Source organism: 'Nostoc azollae' 0708 (assembly GCF_000196515.1).
GTDB lineage: Bacteria > Cyanobacteriota > Cyanobacteriia > Cyanobacteriales > Nostocaceae > Trichormus_B > Trichormus_B azollae.
Genome location: NC_014248.1, coordinates 2390084 through 2406409, shown reverse-complemented (window position 1 = coordinate 2406409; position 16326 = coordinate 2390084). Strand labels below are relative to the sequence as shown.

General features: G+C 37.9%; 13 protein-coding genes and 3 pseudogenes. 10 read left to right on the top strand and 6 right to left on the bottom strand.

Annotated features, from left to right (window positions below; genetic code table 11):
* Positions 1 to 468: 468 nt before the first annotated feature.
* From lpxD to AAZO_RS10985, 4 genes and pseudogenes are all read right to left on the bottom strand, one after another.
* Complete coding sequence (gene lpxD, locus AAZO_RS10995; protein WP_013191297.1) at positions 469 to 1515, bottom strand: UDP-3-O-(3-hydroxymyristoyl)glucosamine N-acyltransferase; 1047 nt, start codon at positions 1513 to 1515, stop codon at positions 469 to 471.
* A gap of 112 nt (positions 1516 to 1627) precedes the next feature.
* Complete coding sequence (locus tag AAZO_RS10990; RefSeq protein WP_013191296.1) at positions 1628 to 2860, bottom strand: BaiN/RdsA family NAD(P)/FAD-dependent oxidoreductase; 1233 nt, start codon at positions 2858 to 2860, stop codon at positions 1628 to 1630.
* A gap of 115 nt (positions 2861 to 2975) precedes the next feature.
* Positions 2976 to 3062 (bottom strand): annotated as a pseudogene (locus AAZO_RS41990) (rubredoxin); the annotation flags it as partial.
* A gap of 209 nt (positions 3063 to 3271) precedes the next feature.
* Entirely contained in the window at positions 3272 to 3466 is a 195-nt protein-coding gene (locus tag AAZO_RS10985) for a hypothetical protein (protein ID WP_041642972.1), read from the bottom strand.
* A gap of 711 nt (positions 3467 to 4177) precedes the next feature.
* Between AAZO_RS10985 and AAZO_RS10980 the strand changes: the two genes are divergently transcribed.
* Both AAZO_RS10980 and AAZO_RS10975 read left to right on the top strand, forming a co-directional pair.
* Positions 4178 to 4735, top strand: coding sequence for an SRPBCC family protein (locus AAZO_RS10980; RefSeq protein ID WP_013191294.1), 558 nt, complete (start codon positions 4178 to 4180; stop codon positions 4733 to 4735).
* Positions 4736 to 4740: 5 nt separating this feature from the next.
* Positions 4741 to 5295, top strand: a pseudogene (locus tag AAZO_RS10975) (DUF924 family protein).
* A gap of 270 nt (positions 5296 to 5565) precedes the next feature.
* On the opposite strand, the gene AAZO_RS10970 reads toward AAZO_RS10975, so the two are convergent.
* Entirely contained in the window at positions 5566 to 5802 is a 237-nt protein-coding gene (locus tag AAZO_RS10970) for a hypothetical protein (RefSeq protein ID WP_013191293.1), read from the bottom strand.
* 398 nt (positions 5803 to 6200) lie between these two features.
* Positions 6201 to 8819, bottom strand: coding sequence for an ATP-dependent chaperone ClpB (clpB, locus tag AAZO_RS10965; RefSeq protein WP_013191291.1), 2619 nt, complete (start codon positions 8817 to 8819; stop codon positions 6201 to 6203).
* Between the two features lie 269 nt (positions 8820 to 9088).
* Between clpB and AAZO_RS26535 the strand changes: the two genes are divergently transcribed.
* The 8 genes and pseudogenes from AAZO_RS26535 (at position 9089) to AAZO_RS43715 (ending at position 16287) form a co-directional block, all read left to right on the top strand.
* Positions 9089 to 9394: a hypothetical protein gene (locus AAZO_RS26535; protein WP_049790676.1), complete on the top strand. Its 306-nt coding sequence runs from the start codon at positions 9089 to 9091 to the stop codon at positions 9392 to 9394.
* A 192-nt stretch (positions 9395 to 9586) separates the two neighbouring features.
* Complete coding sequence (locus AAZO_RS26530) at positions 9587 to 9784, top strand: HAMP domain-containing histidine kinase (protein WP_144031282.1); 198 nt, start codon at positions 9587 to 9589, stop codon at positions 9782 to 9784.
* Positions 9785 to 9885: 101 nt separating this feature from the next.
* Positions 9886 to 10176 (top strand): sensor histidine kinase, encoded by a 291-nt coding sequence (locus tag AAZO_RS29975; RefSeq protein WP_081462764.1) that lies wholly within the window; start codon positions 9886 to 9888, stop codon positions 10174 to 10176.
* Positions 10177 to 10237: 61 nt separating this feature from the next.
* Entirely contained in the window at positions 10238 to 10480 is a 243-nt protein-coding gene (locus AAZO_RS10955) for a TIGR02450 family Trp-rich protein (RefSeq protein ID WP_013191290.1), read from the top strand.
* Positions 10481 to 11092: 612 nt separating this feature from the next.
* Positions 11093 to 11959 carry a ferredoxin:protochlorophyllide reductase (ATP-dependent) iron-sulfur ATP-binding protein gene (bchL, locus tag AAZO_RS10950; RefSeq protein WP_013191289.1) on the top strand — a complete coding sequence of 289 codons (867 nt, stop codon included), beginning with the start codon at positions 11093 to 11095 and terminating at the stop codon, positions 11957 to 11959.
* 31 nt (positions 11960 to 11990) lie between these two features.
* Complete coding sequence (locus AAZO_RS10945) at positions 11991 to 12821, top strand: DUF5331 domain-containing protein (RefSeq protein ID WP_013191288.1); 831 nt, start codon at positions 11991 to 11993, stop codon at positions 12819 to 12821.
* Between the two features lie 106 nt (positions 12822 to 12927).
* Complete coding sequence (locus AAZO_RS10940) at positions 12928 to 14331, top strand: ferredoxin:protochlorophyllide reductase (ATP-dependent) subunit N (RefSeq protein WP_013191287.1); 1404 nt, start codon at positions 12928 to 12930, stop codon at positions 14329 to 14331.
* Positions 14332 to 14660: 329 nt separating this feature from the next.
* Positions 14661 to 16287 (top strand): annotated as a pseudogene (locus AAZO_RS43715) (IS1634 family transposase).
* Positions 16288 to 16326: the final 39 nt, after the last annotated feature.

Here is a 16326-nt window from a genome sequence, read left to right as displayed (position 1 = left end):
AAATCCAAATTCAACATTGTTGTCTAACTAGCTTTCGTTACACAATAAGAAAGCTAGAACGTTGATGTGCATGATTTATATTTTCATGGCTACTGGATTTTTAAAAAAAAGTTCTGAATTCCCTGTAAATGTAGTTTGTTTATGCTACTTATTTAAGTTTGGAATGTGGGCTAAAATACCGATAATTATTTTAGATAAATAAAGAAGCAATTTGATAATTAAATCTAGGTAAAAGAGGTGATGTTAATTCATCATCATGAAATAAGGTAGCGACTAATCTTAAAATTCCTTGTTCTCAACGATAAACTTCCACTTATTGTTTACGTTTACACCAATCTATAATCCAATATTCTCTTACACCCCTAATTTTATACTGGGAAGGGAGTATTACAGGATTTTTATGGTTAGAATCAGGATTTACAGGATGTACAAACCTCTTGCTTCACCTGAGCTAGAGGTAGTAGATTATTATTGTTGTCCTAGTTGACGTTGCAATTGTTTGACAGATTGATATATGTCTGGAAGGCGGCTATAAATAGCAGATACTTTGAGATATAGTTTGTGTGGCATTGCGGGAGAGCCGGAAACTATGTCTCCTGGTGCGATATTGTTGTGAATGCCTGCTTGAGCAGATGCAATCGCGCCATCTCCAATTTTTACCTGATTAGCTATTCCTGTTTGTCCGGCTAAAATGACTCTGTTTCCGACTTTTACTCCTCCGGCCATACCGGCTTGACCGGCGATCGCACAACCAGCACCAATTTCGCAACCATGACCAATTTGTACTAAGTTATCTATTTTAGTATTACGTCCGACTCTGGTCTCTCCAACTGCGGGACGGTCTATGGCTGTATTACAACCAACTTCTACTCCATCTTCTAAGACTGTGTAACCTGATTGTTCCATTTTCAACCAACCTGTATCGGTGGGTACGAAGCCAAAACCCTCTGCACCGATGACAGCACTGCTATGAATTACGCAGTCTGCACCGATGCGGGTTCGTTCGTGAATGGTGCAGTTAGCGTGTAAGGTGGTGCGCTCACCTATTTTTACATCTGGATAAATTACTACATTGGGATGGATAATTGCACTGTTTCCAATTTCTACCCCTGGTTGAATTACAACATGAGCGCCAATATAGACATCGTTACCGATTTTGGCTGTCCCGTGAATAACTGCGGTGGGATGAATTTCTGCACTGGGTCGATATGGTTGATAAAAAAGAGCAATCACTTTGGCAAATAATAATCTTGGTTCGGTCGTTCCTAACCAGGCAATACCCCTTTCTGTGGCTTGAGTGTGTAGTTTTTCATCCAGAGGTAAAATTAAAGCACTGGCATTTGTGGAATTGATCAAAGAGACTAATTTTGCCCCTTCAACATAGCTGATAGTACCTTCTATAGCTTTATCTATGGCTACAACTCCAGTAATTTCTGGATCTTGTTCTGGGTTAGCGGTGAGACTGTGAGCTTTAATAGTGTCGCTTAATTTACTAGCAATTTGGCTGAACTTCATAATTAAATATTCAGAATTTATCAAAAGGGTTGTGTCTAAAATATCAGAATTTTTCCTTTTGTCATCGCTCGCTGCATTTCCCAATCCTTTTCTTTCCCCACAATCTTCTCAATTACTCAATACTTCCCATGCTCTGACCAGCTAAATAAGCAGTTGTCCAAGCACTTTGAAAATTAAAGCCACCGGTTATACCATCAATATCCAAAATTTCACCAGCAAAATGCAAACCAGGAACCAGCTTACTTTCCATGGTTTTAAAGTTAACCTCTTTGAGGCTAACCCCACCACAGGTAACAAATTCTTCTTTAAAGGCACCTTTACCGCTAATCAAATATTCTCCATGACAAATTTCTGGAACTAGCTGATTTAAAGTTTTGTTGGATATTTCTGCCCAACGGTCTTCAGCAGTGATATTGATGCGACTGATAATGTATTGCCACAGACGATGAGGTAAGTCAACACCACGATGGAGAGCCATCACTTTTTTCCCCCATTCTTCTTTTATAGCTAAAAGCCTTTGCTTAACTTGCTCTTGTGACAAATTCGGCAACCAATTAATATATAATTTTCCCTGATAGCGAGTATCATGAAGAATTCTTGCGCCCCAAGCCGAAAGTTTGAGAACTGATGGACCACTGACACCCCAATGGGTAATGAGTAAAGGCCCAGTTTGTTGTAAAACGGGTTTACCTCCAACTGATAAACGCAGATTGACAGGATTAACACTAATTCCTGCTAATGCTCGAAACGCAGGGTCTGCAATGTTAAACGTAAACAGTGAAGGAACAGATCTTTCAAGATGATGACCTAATTCTCTAGCGATTTTGTAACCCATGACGCTGCTACCCGTAGATAAAAGCAAGCGATCGCAATATTGAGTTTCTCCCGACTTGAAAATAATTTCAAAACCCTCATTCTGTCGCTGCACAGAAATTACAGGTGTACCAATACTAAGTTTTACCCCAGCCGTAAACACAGCTTTAATCAGACATTCAGCAATGGTTTCTGAACGATCTGTAATCGGAAACATCCGCCCATCAGCTTCAGTTTTCAACTTTACACCATGAGCGGCAAACCACGCTACGGTGTCTAAGGGTTGAAAACGAGTGAAAGCACCCCGCAAGGCTTTACCACCCCTGGGGTAATTGAGGACTAACTCTTCCGCAGAAAAACAAGCATGAGTGACGTTACAACGTCCCCCACCAGAAATAAGAACTTTTACCAGTGGTTGACGACTGGCTTCAATCAAAGTAACTTGGCATTGAGGATTAGCTTCGGCACAAGCGATCGCACCAAAGAAACCAGCCGCACCACCACCAATAACTACAATTTGCAACGGTAACAACTTCAACGATTTTTCAATAACACCTACTTTACTAGGTTAGCGGTTCTTTTTACTCTTCTAATATTTCAAAATCTACTTTGACTGCACCACAAACTGGACACACCCAGTCATCTCAGATATCTTCAAAGGCTGTTCCTGGTTCTATACCACCTTCAGGATCGACTACTTCTGGGTCATATACATAGATACAGGCTGTACATATATATGCTCAGTTCTGTGCGCCTCAACAATTAATTGAACAACGTTAAAACATGACTTTGCCAAAAATGTATGCTTCTTGATTAAAAGAAGTTTGATAGGAATAAATTTTTATCTCACCCATCGTAGTTTAGTTTATCACATTCAATACCGGAGTTGTCGGTAAATAATGCTGACTCCTTGCTGTAAAAAACGGGGAGTTTATGACAGATATTAAAAACGCCACCATATCCGTTGAAAGTAACTGAAAATTCCTAGTGTGATCGCTCCCAACAATAATAGCCAAATTACACCACCAGGAATAAAAGTGAGAATCCCCAAACCTCTGAGTATCCATAAGGCTATTACCATAGCCAAAACAATACCTATTATTTGGGTTAACTTACGATTTATATAAGATTGATTCACCTCTTTTTCGTCTCCATTTAAGCTAAATTTATCAAAACCAAGGTTTAAGGGAAAAACTGAATTTTGCCTTCTGGGTTCTGAGTAGCAACTTATTTGTGTCATTCTAGCTTTTATTCAGTTCTTTTTTCATCTCTCAGGGTGCTACTGAAACAAGCATTTCAGTAAGATAGATAAAGATTATGACGCCTCATGTGAGTTACTAAGTAATATCAACTATAAAAAACTTAAGTTAAATCATATCCAGAAACATATCCAGAAAATCTATAAATTGAACTGTAATTAGAATTGAGTGGGCTAAAATTTACCAAATCGGATGGTTTGCAGTTTCAGGCTCTGATTTGGTAGATGATTGAAATTAGTTATCAGTTGCAAGTGCCACAATCAAGTCTCTTGTAGGATACGTCAGACGCCGAAAATCTTTTGATATTAACCAATTTATAGGTCTGAAGCACCCTACTAACATGCCAATAGATTTTTAGAGGGTGTTTGAAAACTTTTTCGTGTGGTATCCCGCACTTGTATATCCCCCCTTCTAAGGGGGGCTAGGGGAGATATCAAGATTTTTGTACATAACCAAGGACTTTTAAAAAATCCTCTTACACCCGAACTAAAACCTTCCGCATTTAGAGGTGGGGAAATCTCAAAGAAATGGCAGCTAAAGAAGCCAAATTTTTACTGATAACTACTTGTTGAGGAGTAACTAAAATAACTATGTCTGCGTTTCATATATCAGACTCAAATACTAAAGGTATAGATATGCTTTGGAATCAAGACAAGCAAAGGATGCTAATGCAGGGTGAAATTTTGCTGCACACGCGCTCGCATACACTCTGGGGTGGTGCTGTCACCGCGTGGATGTATGTACCACTAGTACGTTCAAGTGTATGGCAACAAATTACAGATTATCCTCGTTGGGTGCAATATTTTCCTGACATTACCAAAAGCGAAGTTTTAATCAAAGGAGATGTTAAACGTCTGTATCAAGCAGCACAGAAAGCATTCTTGTTTTTCACAGCCCAAGTAGAAATTTATCTCAACGTTGTTGAGGTACTAGGACAGCAAATTCAATTTCGCATGGAAAAAGGCAGCTTTGAGGATTTTCACGCCAATATAGAACTCAAGGACCTGGGAAATGGCACATTGTTAGCCTATACAGTCCAAGCAACACCAAATATTCCTATCCCCTCAATTTTCATTCAACAAGCAATAAATTTGGAATTACCAGCAAATATGCGTAAAATGCGACAAGTGCTTTGTAATAGTCAATGACAGTAATGTCACAGGCAAAAGCTATTTTGGAATTTTGGTTTGGTCGTCCTAATCAACCAGGTTACTGTAAACCACAACAACTATGGTTTAGCAAAAAACCCGAGATATACCGGGAAATACAGACCCGGTTTTTAGAGTTTTACTAAAAAGCTGGACAAGGATACTTAGATGATTGGATCAATGTACCAGAAACCTGTCTATCTTGGATTCTGTTGCTAGATCAATTTCTCCGAAATATGTTTGGCAATACCCCGGAAGCCTTTATAACTGAATGGGAAGCACTCTCAGCAGCGCAACACGCAGTTGCACAAGGCTATGACCGGGAATTATTACCTGTATAAAGCTGGTTTATGTATTTACCCTTTGAAGATAGTGAAAATCTAGAACATCAGGGCAAATGCATGAAGTTATTTCAGCAACTTAGTCACGATCCTGAAAGTGCTGGTGCTATTAAATATGCATTTCAGCATAAAGAAGTAATTGCGCGGTTTGGGTGTTTTCCTCATCGTAACCAAATTTTGGGCCGGATCTCGACTCTAGAGGAAGTGGAGTTTTTATAACAGGAAGACAATTGGTTTTAGAGGAAAATAGACAAGCTTCAAGGGAAAAGGATAAGTTTTTCCTTTCCCCTAGCTTTTACACTTATGTGAATCAGATTAATTGATAATTGGCAATTGGTAAAAATATAGCAGGAGTCAGGAGTAAAACTCCCTTACTATCTAGGGTTGAATTTATATTCTGTACCTCATTTATCTATAATCTGCTGTAAATTATCAACCAGTCAGCGGGCTATATCATAAATAATGAACGTAAATCATGATCGTAAGGAATTACCGAGAATTGATATTACGAATTAATCTAATTGGTTCACTTGCAAACCATAGTTCTTCTAATTCAGCCTCAGTAAAGCCATAGCCAAGATTAGCAGCAAAATTAACAATTTTTGTTTTATCCCAATGACAACTGTCAAATACTCCCCGCTTACAGCAATTTTTATAGTATAGTTCATACATAACTACTTCTGAACTCAACATAGTATAAAAATCTTCAACTTGTTCTAAAGACATATATAGCACTCCTATTCAACTTGTACCTAGATCATGGTTGTAGGAAACAGACCATAGATTGTCTCACATATCTTTGAGGATTTCTATATTAAATATTGTAAATATTCCATTGTAAATTTCACATTAGACAAAAATACATTGATTAAAAGTAATTTAACGTTAATACCTTGGGGATGTATAAAATTTGCCTTTACCTGATTCTTAATCATACAACCTCTTATAAACCCGGCTATAGAATAGCCGGGTTTATAAGAGGTTGTTTTAAGAGTTTATGGCTGTGAATTTAGGCACTTATTCATCCCTCCTAACCCCCTGAAAAAAGGGGGTTAGGGGGATCTAAAAGTTTCTGATATATCACTAAGGACTTTTCAAACATCCTCTAAGTTACTCTGAAAAATTTAACCAGTAAATACTTCTACTGGTAAACGACTAAAAGCGAGACGTTCATTTTGGACATCAACGAAAATTGTATCACCGTCGCTAAATTCACCGCGTAAAATAGCTTTAGCAATTTGGGTTTCTAACTCCCGCTGAATTGCTCGTTTTAATGGTCTGGCACCAAATACAGGGTCATAACCTACTTGTGCTAAGAAGTCAAGGGCAGCACCAGCAAGTCGCAGAGACATTTTTTTGTCACTCAATCTTTGTCTGAGTCTATCTACTTGCAACTGCACAATTTGGCGTAATTCGGATTTCTGCAAACTGTGGAAAATGATAACTTCATCAATGCGGTTTAAGAACTCAGGACGGAAACTATTCCGCATTGCTTCCATCACACGATGACGCATTTCACTATACCGAGAATCATCACCAGCAAAATCGAGAATATACTGAGAACCAATGTTACTAGTCATGATGATAATGGTATTTTTAAAATCTACCGTTCGAGCTTGGGAATCGGTGACGCGACCATCATCAAGAATTTGCAGCAAAATATTAAATACGTCTGGATGTGCTTTTTCAATTTCGTCAAATAAAATTACCGCATAAGGACGACGACGAATAGCTTCTGTTAATTGTCCTCCTTCTTCATAACCAACATAGCCTGGAGGTGCACCAATTAACCGAGAAACGGTATGTTTGTCCATATATTCTGACATATCAATTCGGACCAAAGATTCTTCGCTGTCAAACATATATGCAGCTAAAGCTTTGGCTAATTCGGTTTTACCTACACCTGTTGGTCCAAGGAAAACAAAACTAGCAATGGGACGATTTGGGTCAGCAAGTCCAGCGCGGGAACGTTGAATTGCATCGGCTACGGCTGTTACGGCTTCAGCCTGACCGACAATGCGGTGGTGTAGTTCATCTTCTAAATGGAGTAATTTTTCTTTTTCTGATTCTACTAATTTGCTGATTGGAATACCTGTCCATTTAGAAATTATTTCGGCTATATCAGCTTCTGTAACTTCTTCCCGTAATAGAGATTTACCTGTTCCTTGAGCATTGGCGAGTTCGCTTTCTACGGCTTCTAATTGCCGATGTAAATCTGTTAATTTACCATATTTCAATTCAGCAGCGCGGTTGAGATCATAGTTTCTTTCTGCTTGCTGAATTTCTAGATTCACTCGATCAGTTTCTTCTTTGATAGATTGAATTTTGGTGATAATATCTTTTTCAGATTGCCATTGAATTCTGAGAGTACTTTGTTCCTCTTTAAAGTCAGTAAGTTCTTTTTCTAGTCTTTCTAAACGTTCACGTGAAGCTAAATCACTTTCTTTTTGTAAAGAAAGCTTCTCCATTTCTAATTGGATAATCTTGCGATCAATTTCATCTAGTTCTTCTGGTTTGGAGGTAATCTCCATTTTCAATTTAGCTGCCGCTTCGTCTACTAAGTCAATGGCTTTATCGGGAAGGAAGCGATCGCTAATATAACGACTGGATAATGTTGCGGCTGCAACTAAAGAACTATCAGAAATTTTTACCCCGTGATGCACTTCATAACGTTCTTTCAAACCACGCAAAATGGAAATCGTATCTTGAACATCCGGCTGATCTACATAAACTTGCTGGAAGCGTCTTTCTAAAGCTGCATCTTTTTCAATATATTTCCGGTATTCATCTAAAGTCGTCGCCCCAATACAACGTAATTCACCTCTTGCTAACATGGGTTTGAGTAAATTACCTGCATCCATTGCACCTTGAGTTGCACCTGCACCAACAACGGTATGAATTTCATCAATAAATAATACAATATTCCCGCCAGATTCAGTAACTTCTTTTAATACTGCTTTCAGGCGTTCTTCAAATTCACCCCGGAATTTTGCCCCGGCGACTAATGCCCCCATATCTAAAGAGATGAGTTTTCTATCTTTGAGGGATTGGGGAACATCGCCGGTAACTATCCGCTGTGCTAGACCTTCTGCAATTGCAGTTTTACCAACTCCAGGTTCACCAATTAATACAGGATTATTTTTGGTACGACGGGATAGAATTTGAATTGTTCTCCTAATTTCATCATCCCGACCAATTACGGGATCTAATTGACCTAGACGTGCTGCTTCTGTTAAATCACGTCCGTATCTTTCTAGAGATTGATATTTTCCTTCTGGACTTTGATCTGTCACTGTTTGGTTCCCACGAATTTGTTTAATAATATTTTCTAGTTTGCCTTCGTCTAAACCAAATTCCTGGAGTAGACTTTTACCAAATCGGTCATCTTTAGCGTATCCTAGCAGGATATGTTCAACGGAAATATATTCATCTTTAAATTCTTGGCGATATTTATCTGCCCGATCTAATAATGTATCTAAACTACGTCCTAAATAAACAGAACTGCTAGTTCCTGATACTTTTGGTTGACGTAAGATAAATTGATCTGTGTAATCTCTAACTTTTTGGAGATTTGCACCTGCTTTAGTAAAAATTGCGTTACTTAGCCCATCTTGTTCCAGCAGTGCTTTCATGAGATGTTCCGTTTCTAGCTGCTGTTGCTGGTACTGTTTAGCAATATCAGGAGTATGGGCGATCGCTTCCCAGGCTCTTTCTGTAAATTGGTTAGGATTAGTAGGTTGCATAGGCTTTTTGATAATCTGCTAGAGCCATTTTAAAAAGATGTCAGATAACGGATGGATCGGTCTTCACGTCTTTATCCAGTAGTATTACCGCCCGTTTTTGCAAAACCTCGCTGTACTCCAATCTTGCACCAACAAAAATTGATGGAATTAAATTACACAGTATTTTACCAAGACCCTTGGTTTACCCATAAAAACCAATAAAAATAAGGTGGCCTTATCGTCCATATTTTTACGTTGCCTAGGTTTGTAAGAAGAGGTGCAAGGAAGATATGACTGTAGAGGATATTGGGGCTGTCTTGACACTATTACCCTTCATCTTGGCATTTAGCGCTACTCGCGCCTTAAGTATTCTGCATTTGTTTTTTGTCCTTCCTGCTTGCTGTCGGTCTATTATTGCTATTTACCGGGCAGGGTTTGGGTTGACTGGGAAGGGAGTAGTAGCAGGCGTAGCACACGAAATTAATAACCCAGTTAGTTTTATTTATAGCAATATTGACCCTGCGGACGAATATATTCGAGATTTAATTAGTTTAATCAAGCTGTATCAAAATCACTATCCGCAGTCAGTAATATAAATTCCTGAAGCAACAGAGGACATTGATTTAAACTATCTGATTACTGACTTGCGTAAATTACTTAACTCGGTGAGAATTGGTAGCCAAAGAATCAAAGAGATTATTTTATAATTACGTAATTTTCCCCGCTTAGATGAAGCCGAATTTGAACAAGTTAATCTCCTTGATGAAATTGAAAGTACGTTGCTAATTTTGCAAAGTCGTATCAAGGGGACTAATAAACACCCTGCTATTGAAGTTATTCAAAAATACGCTGAGTTACCTTTGATTGATTGTTACCCTGGTCAACTTAATCAAGTATTGATGAACCTTTTAATCAAGGCCATTGATGCTAGTGATGATCCTGTAAACAACAATCAACAATATGAAGAACCAAAAATTATTATTTAAACTAAGTAGGTGGGTGGAAAAACTTATAACTATGTCATGGCGAATACAGCAAAGGGGAATCAAGCAATGCCAAGGGTCTCGATTAGTTTACATTTTGTTACATACTTATATTTATTTGTATCTACCTATTTACCATAACTACTGATAATCAAGTTCGCACTGCTATTGCTGATAATGGTTACGGCACTCCCGAAGACAAGAAAAAGCATTTATTTGAACCCTTCTTGACGACTAAAGCAGTTGGTAAAGGCACTGGTTTGGGATTCTCAATTAGTTATCAACTCATCTCAGAAAAACATCACGGTAGTTTAGAATGCATCTCACAGATTGGTCAGGGAAAAAAATTTGCAATTACTATCCCTCTCCAACAGCAAAACTATGGTAATTCGTAATTGTAAAGATTAATTATAATAGTAGATTTAACGCTATCATCAGTCCAAAATATAACGACCAATGCCTAAAAAACAAAAGTTTCCTTATTTACTCGGTTCTAAGTGGACAGCACAACAAAAAGTTGATGGTTGGCGACATTTTCAAGTAGTTAACCGCATAGATAAGGGTAGATGGGTATATGCAGAAATGGTAGCCGCTTGTGAGCCTAATGTGCGCTTTTGGTTAAATGCCAAATTATTACAAGATAACTCTCAATGGCACGCGGGCTGGCAATCATTGCAGGAAATCAAGGCTCTTGCATAAAATAAAGTTTATAATTATACATGAAAGTTATCACTGTCATGTTTCAATTAACTTTAGTCAGATATTTGATTTTTTAATAAAAATTAACAACTATGATAGCTGGTGCTCAGGGATCGTTCATCAACTCAAATTACTCCTTGTTTCCCAAAGTGCCGAAAACCATAAATTTATCTCCTTTCTAAAGTGTGAATAATATTCTCGTTGTATGCACTGACAATGATTTTGATTCCAATAAATAACAGGCTACTAGCAGTCTACTTGCCTGCTAATGATTATTTAGTAATCATCAGATAATTTTATGCAAACCATTATCAAAATAATAGTTTAATTTTTTGTTTTTTGTAACTTTTTTTAGTAAAAAAGCTTCTAAATCTAATAAAATGAGTTTATTAGGCTTTTTTAATTCTTTAAGGCGAATTCTATATATAAAAAATCTATTTTTATTTTAAATGGTTTATTTAAAATCGATTTACATATTTCTAGCCTCTTTATTTTCCAGAAGCTTTGGACAATAATGACAGTCACATAGCTAACACATCGCTGACTCAGGCTAGTTGAAAGGCCAATGTTTGAGCGGCTATTTTGATCAGAAACTATAAGAGGCAAACAAAAGTGAAACTAGCAGTTTACGGAAAAGGCGGAATCGGCAAATCTACTACTAGCTGTAATATCTCAGTCGCATTAGCCAAACGCGGCAAAAAAGTCCTACAAATTGGCTGTGACCCCAAACATGACAGCACCTTTACACTCACTGGGTTTCTAATTCCTACCATTATCGACACCCTGCAAGAAAAGGATTATCACTACGAAGATGTTTGGCCAGAAGATGTCATTTACAAAGGCTATGGTGGTGTTGACTGCGTTGAAGCAGGTGGTCCGCCAGCAGGTGCAGGATGTGGTGGTTATGTAGTGGGTGAAACAGTTAAACTCTTAAAAGAACTTAACGCCTTTGATGAGTACGATGTAATTTTATTTGATGTTCTAGGTGACGTTGTATGTGGTGGTTTTGCCGCACCTCTCAACTATGCTGATTACTGCCTGATTGTCACAGATAACGGCTTTGATGCTTTATTTGCTGCTAACCGTATTGCAGCTTCTGTCCGTGAGAAAGCCAGAACCCACCCATTACGACTAGCTGGGTTAATCGGTAATCGTACTGCTAAACGCGATTTGATTGAGAAATATATAGAAGCCGTACCAATGCCGGTTTTGGAAGTATTACCTTTAATTGAAGATATTCGTGTTTCCCGTGTTAAAGGCAAAACTCTGTTTGAGATGGCTGAGTCAGATCCTTCCCTGAACTATGTTTGCGATTATTACCTAAGCATCGCTGACCAAATCTTATCTCGTCCTGAAGGTGTCGTTCCTAACGATGCCCCTGATCGTGAACTTTTTTCTCTGTTGTCAGATTTTTATTTAAATCCGAGTCAACCACAACCCACTATTGTAAAAGAGGAATTAGACTTGATGATTGTATAAAACAATTTACCTCTTCAGGATGGGGGACATTATGGCTTTCTTTGAAAGTTTTACCGATTCAATCAAACAAAAGTGGTTGCAGTTCTTCCAAGTGAACCGGGACTGGATTACCCTGCAAATGGCAATAGAATCTGTTTATACCCCCGATGGGGGGAAGCGACCCTCTTCTTACCTCATCCTGGGAGTTGTCAATGCGCTAGAACCAAAACTAGCCCAATTGATGTTTCCTTTTGCAAAATTAAATCCCGACGCTGATACTCTAATCGAAGTGCTGGGGTTGCATTTTGATCCAGATATCTTGCTTGGCAATAGATTGAGTCCAACTAGAGAACCAGAGAGATACTCACGTTTTTCCCAAGTGGTTACGGAAGATATCCCTGAAGATGTGTCTGATGAGGAACCATCAACAATTTCTGGTTTCAGTGTTGCTGAGGAGGAAGTCATTGATCAAGACTTCACAATGGGAATTGATGTCACTGACAATAACTGGACTGGCAGTGACTCTCAGGGAAATGAAAATGGCTTAAATGAGATTTCTTTATCTGACTATAGCCTCTCAGAGGAGTCGGAAAAATCATCTTTGCAAACAGAAGATCATTTTAGTGGGATATCTTTTGAGTCTATTGATTTAACAGCAGAGAATGACGATTCGGCATTAGGTGATTTAAGTCTGTCTAATGCCAAGGGATTTGATGATATCAGTCAACCTGATGAAAGTGAATTTCGAGATGTGTTGTCTGATGTTTGGGGTGATGAAACATCTCTGCAAGAAGGTGAAGAAAATAATGGCCTTTTGGGGGAACAACTGCCATCAGAGGTTTTTCATGAATCAGAAATGGCACGTCTATTCCCCAACAATTAAATCAGTGAACAGTAAACAGTTATCAGTACACAATGAAGAGATTGGTAACTGATAACTGCTCATTGAACACTGTTAATCGAATAAATCTCAAGGGGAGAAAATAAAAATGACTGTTGCTAAAGAACCATCAGCCTTAAATTTTGAATGTGAAACTGGTAATTACCATACTTTTTGTCCCATTAGTTGTGTGGCTTGGTTATATCAAAAAATTGAAGATAGTTTCTTTTTAGTAATAGGTACGAAAACCTGCGGTTATTTTTTGCAAAATGCAATGGGGGTAATGATTTTTGCTGAACCCCGCTATGCTATGGCTGAGTTGGAAGAGGGGGATATTTCCGCACAGTTGAATGATTATGAAGAATTAAAAAGATTGTGTGAGCAAATTAAACGCGATCGCAATCCTAGCGTCATTGTTTGGATTGGTACTTGTACCACGGAAATTATTAAAACTGACTTGGAAGGTTTAGCACCCAAGTTAGAAGCAGAAATTGGTATTCCCATTGTTGTTGCCCGTGCTAACGGCCTCGATTACGCATTTACCCAAGGAGAGGATACTGTGTTAGCCGCTATGGCTAATCGTTGTCCCGAAAAGGCTCCAGTATCGGAAACGGATAAGAGCGATCACAACGCCATTCAAAAGCTGCTTAACTTCGGTAAGAAAAAAGAAGATATTGCCCAAGAAGAATCAGAATATGTAGAACATCCACCATTGGTTCTATTCGGTTCTCTTCCTGACCCCGTAGTCACTCAGTTAACTTTAGAACTGAAAAAACAAGGTATTAAAGTTTCCGGTTGGCTACCTGCAAAACGGTTCACAGAATTACCTGTTTTAGAAGAAGGGTATTATGTTGCTGGTGTGAATCCTTTCCTCAGCCGCACTGCTACAACTTTAATGCGTCGGCGTAAATGTAAATTAATTGGCGCACCATTTCCCATTGGTCCAGATGGAACACGCGCATGGGTAGAAAAAATCTCTTCTGTATTTGGAATTAAACCCACAGGTTTAGATGAAAGAGAAGCACAAATTTGGAAAAATTTAGAAGAATACGTAAAATTAGTTCGCGGTAAATCTGTATTTTTCATGGGTGATAACCTATTAGAAATCTCTCTCGCGCGGTTCTTATTTCGCTGTGGAATGACTGTTCAAGAAATCGGTATTCCTTACATGGATAAACGCTATCAAGCTGCTGAATTAGCTTTTTTAGAAAAGACTTGTCAGGAAATGGCTGTTCCTTTACCAAGGATTGTAGAAAAGCCGGATAATTACAATCAAGTCCAACGTATTTATGAGTTAAAACCAGATTTGGTAATTACTGGTATGGCTCATGCTAACCCATTAGAGGCACGGGGTATTAATACTAAGTGGTCTGTGGAGTTTACCTTTGCACAAATTCACGGTTTTGGTAATGCGTGTGATGTTTTGGAGTTGGTAACTCGTCCTTTAAGAAGGAATAATAATTTGAAGGATTTGGGTTGGGATAAGTTGGTAAAGGAGGAAGCCAAGGTTTAAGTTTTGGGTTTTCTCTGGCAATTTTAGGACGGACTTTTAAGTTCGTCTTTTTTTATTTTTATTTCACATAAAGGCGTATAAAACCCAGCTTCCGCACCCTAACTGTCACAGATAGTAGTACACAATAACTAAAACTCCTGGAAGGAAGAAAAGGCTTAATGAGAACAGTATCATTAAAATGGTAATAGAGTGAGAGAATAAAGTTTTGTCAAGAAGATAAAACAAAAGAAAATTTAATGATTTAAAAATTAAATTAGAATAGAAGAAGAAATGATTTAATGACAACAGGAGTTGTGGATAATTCTGTTGTGAAATAAAAGCTTCAAAAAATGGAAATCCAAAACCTAGACCATTTAGGCATAGTAGCAGGAATAATAGACCCCATAGGAGTAGTAGAAATAATCCTTGAAATTGGTGAGAAAGTAAGTCCGGTTCATGTAGTAAAAGCCATGATAATCAACGGGTTAGGATTTGTATAAAAACCCTTATATATGTTTCCCCAAGATTTTGAAACAATCCCCTGTGACCATCTAATAGGACCAGGAGTAAAACCAGAATATCTCAAGGACGATAAACTGGGGAGAGTCATGGATAAACTATTTATAAAAGGATTGGATAGAATATTTTTTATTGTCGCCTTAAAAGCAGCCCAAGAATTTGGATTATCCCTATGAGCAGGGCATCTAGACTCATCATAAATGGACGTACATGGGCAATATAATACCAGCTTACCAGAAGTAATATTTGAGAGTCAAAAACTAGGAAATAATCAAGAACTAGAAGAATTAGCAGTAAAATCACCAAAAGAAATAACCATTACCTACGGTTATTCTGGTCACCATAGACCGGAGTTAAAACAGTGCATCATAGAAATGATATGTTCAGGAGATGGAGACATACCAATATATATTTTTAAACCTAGCATCGGGAAACCAAGCAGATTCATCATGCTTTGGTAAAATAGCAGTAGAGTACCAACAACAATTAAAAGTTAACAGTCTCATAGTAGCAGACTGGGCCTTATATACAGAATCAAATCTGAAAATGATGTCAGGTTTAAGCTGGTTATGTCCAGTGCCATTAAGCGTAAAATCAGAACAATGATTAATATCAACATTACCAGAAGCAGACTTTGTTGGTAGTAACTTACCCGGATATAAACTAGCTTCAAAAACAGTAAATTATCCAGGAATAGAACAAAGATGGTTAGTAGTGCAAAGTCAAGAAAGAAGAGAATCAGACCTGGGTAAACTCTCACAAAAAATTACCAAGGCACAATCAAAAGCTGTGCAAGATTTCAAAAAGTTATCACCAGAAAAATTTGCTTGTGAAGCTGATCCTATCAAGGGGTTATCTAAACTATTCAAACAATTCAAATATCACCAAATTAACCAGAGTAAAGTTACTCAAATCAAATCTAAGAAAAAAGATAGTTCAGGAAAGATATCCTCTGAAATATCAGCTACAGTCTCCCAGAATGAAAGTAAAATTAATACAGAATTTCTGAGGGCATGGCCTTTTATTATTGGTACAAACCTTTTGGATTCCAATGAACTTACCCATGACTCCATCTTGAGTGAATATAAAGCTCAATAGTCTTGCCAGAGAGGGTTTGCTTTTCTCAAAGACCCATTATTTTTTGCAGACAGTATTTTCCTAAAAAGTCCAGAGAGAATAGAGTCCCTGGGAATGATTATGGGTTTATGTCTGCTGGTTTATACTTTAGCTCAACGACAAATTAGAACCCCTTTGAGAGAGTCTAAATCAAGAGTAAAAAATCAATTGGGCAAACCAACTGACCGCCCCACTTTACGCTGGATTTTTCCATGGTTTCAGTCTATTCATTTACTTACAGTTAACCAGGAAAAACACATCTGTTACTGGACTCAAGAGAGAGATTTCATTGTGAATCTTTTACCATATCATTGTTTTCCCTACTCTCAATTAGTTACCTAATTTTTCTCTCTATTAATTTAGTTTCTATCACAAAATAAC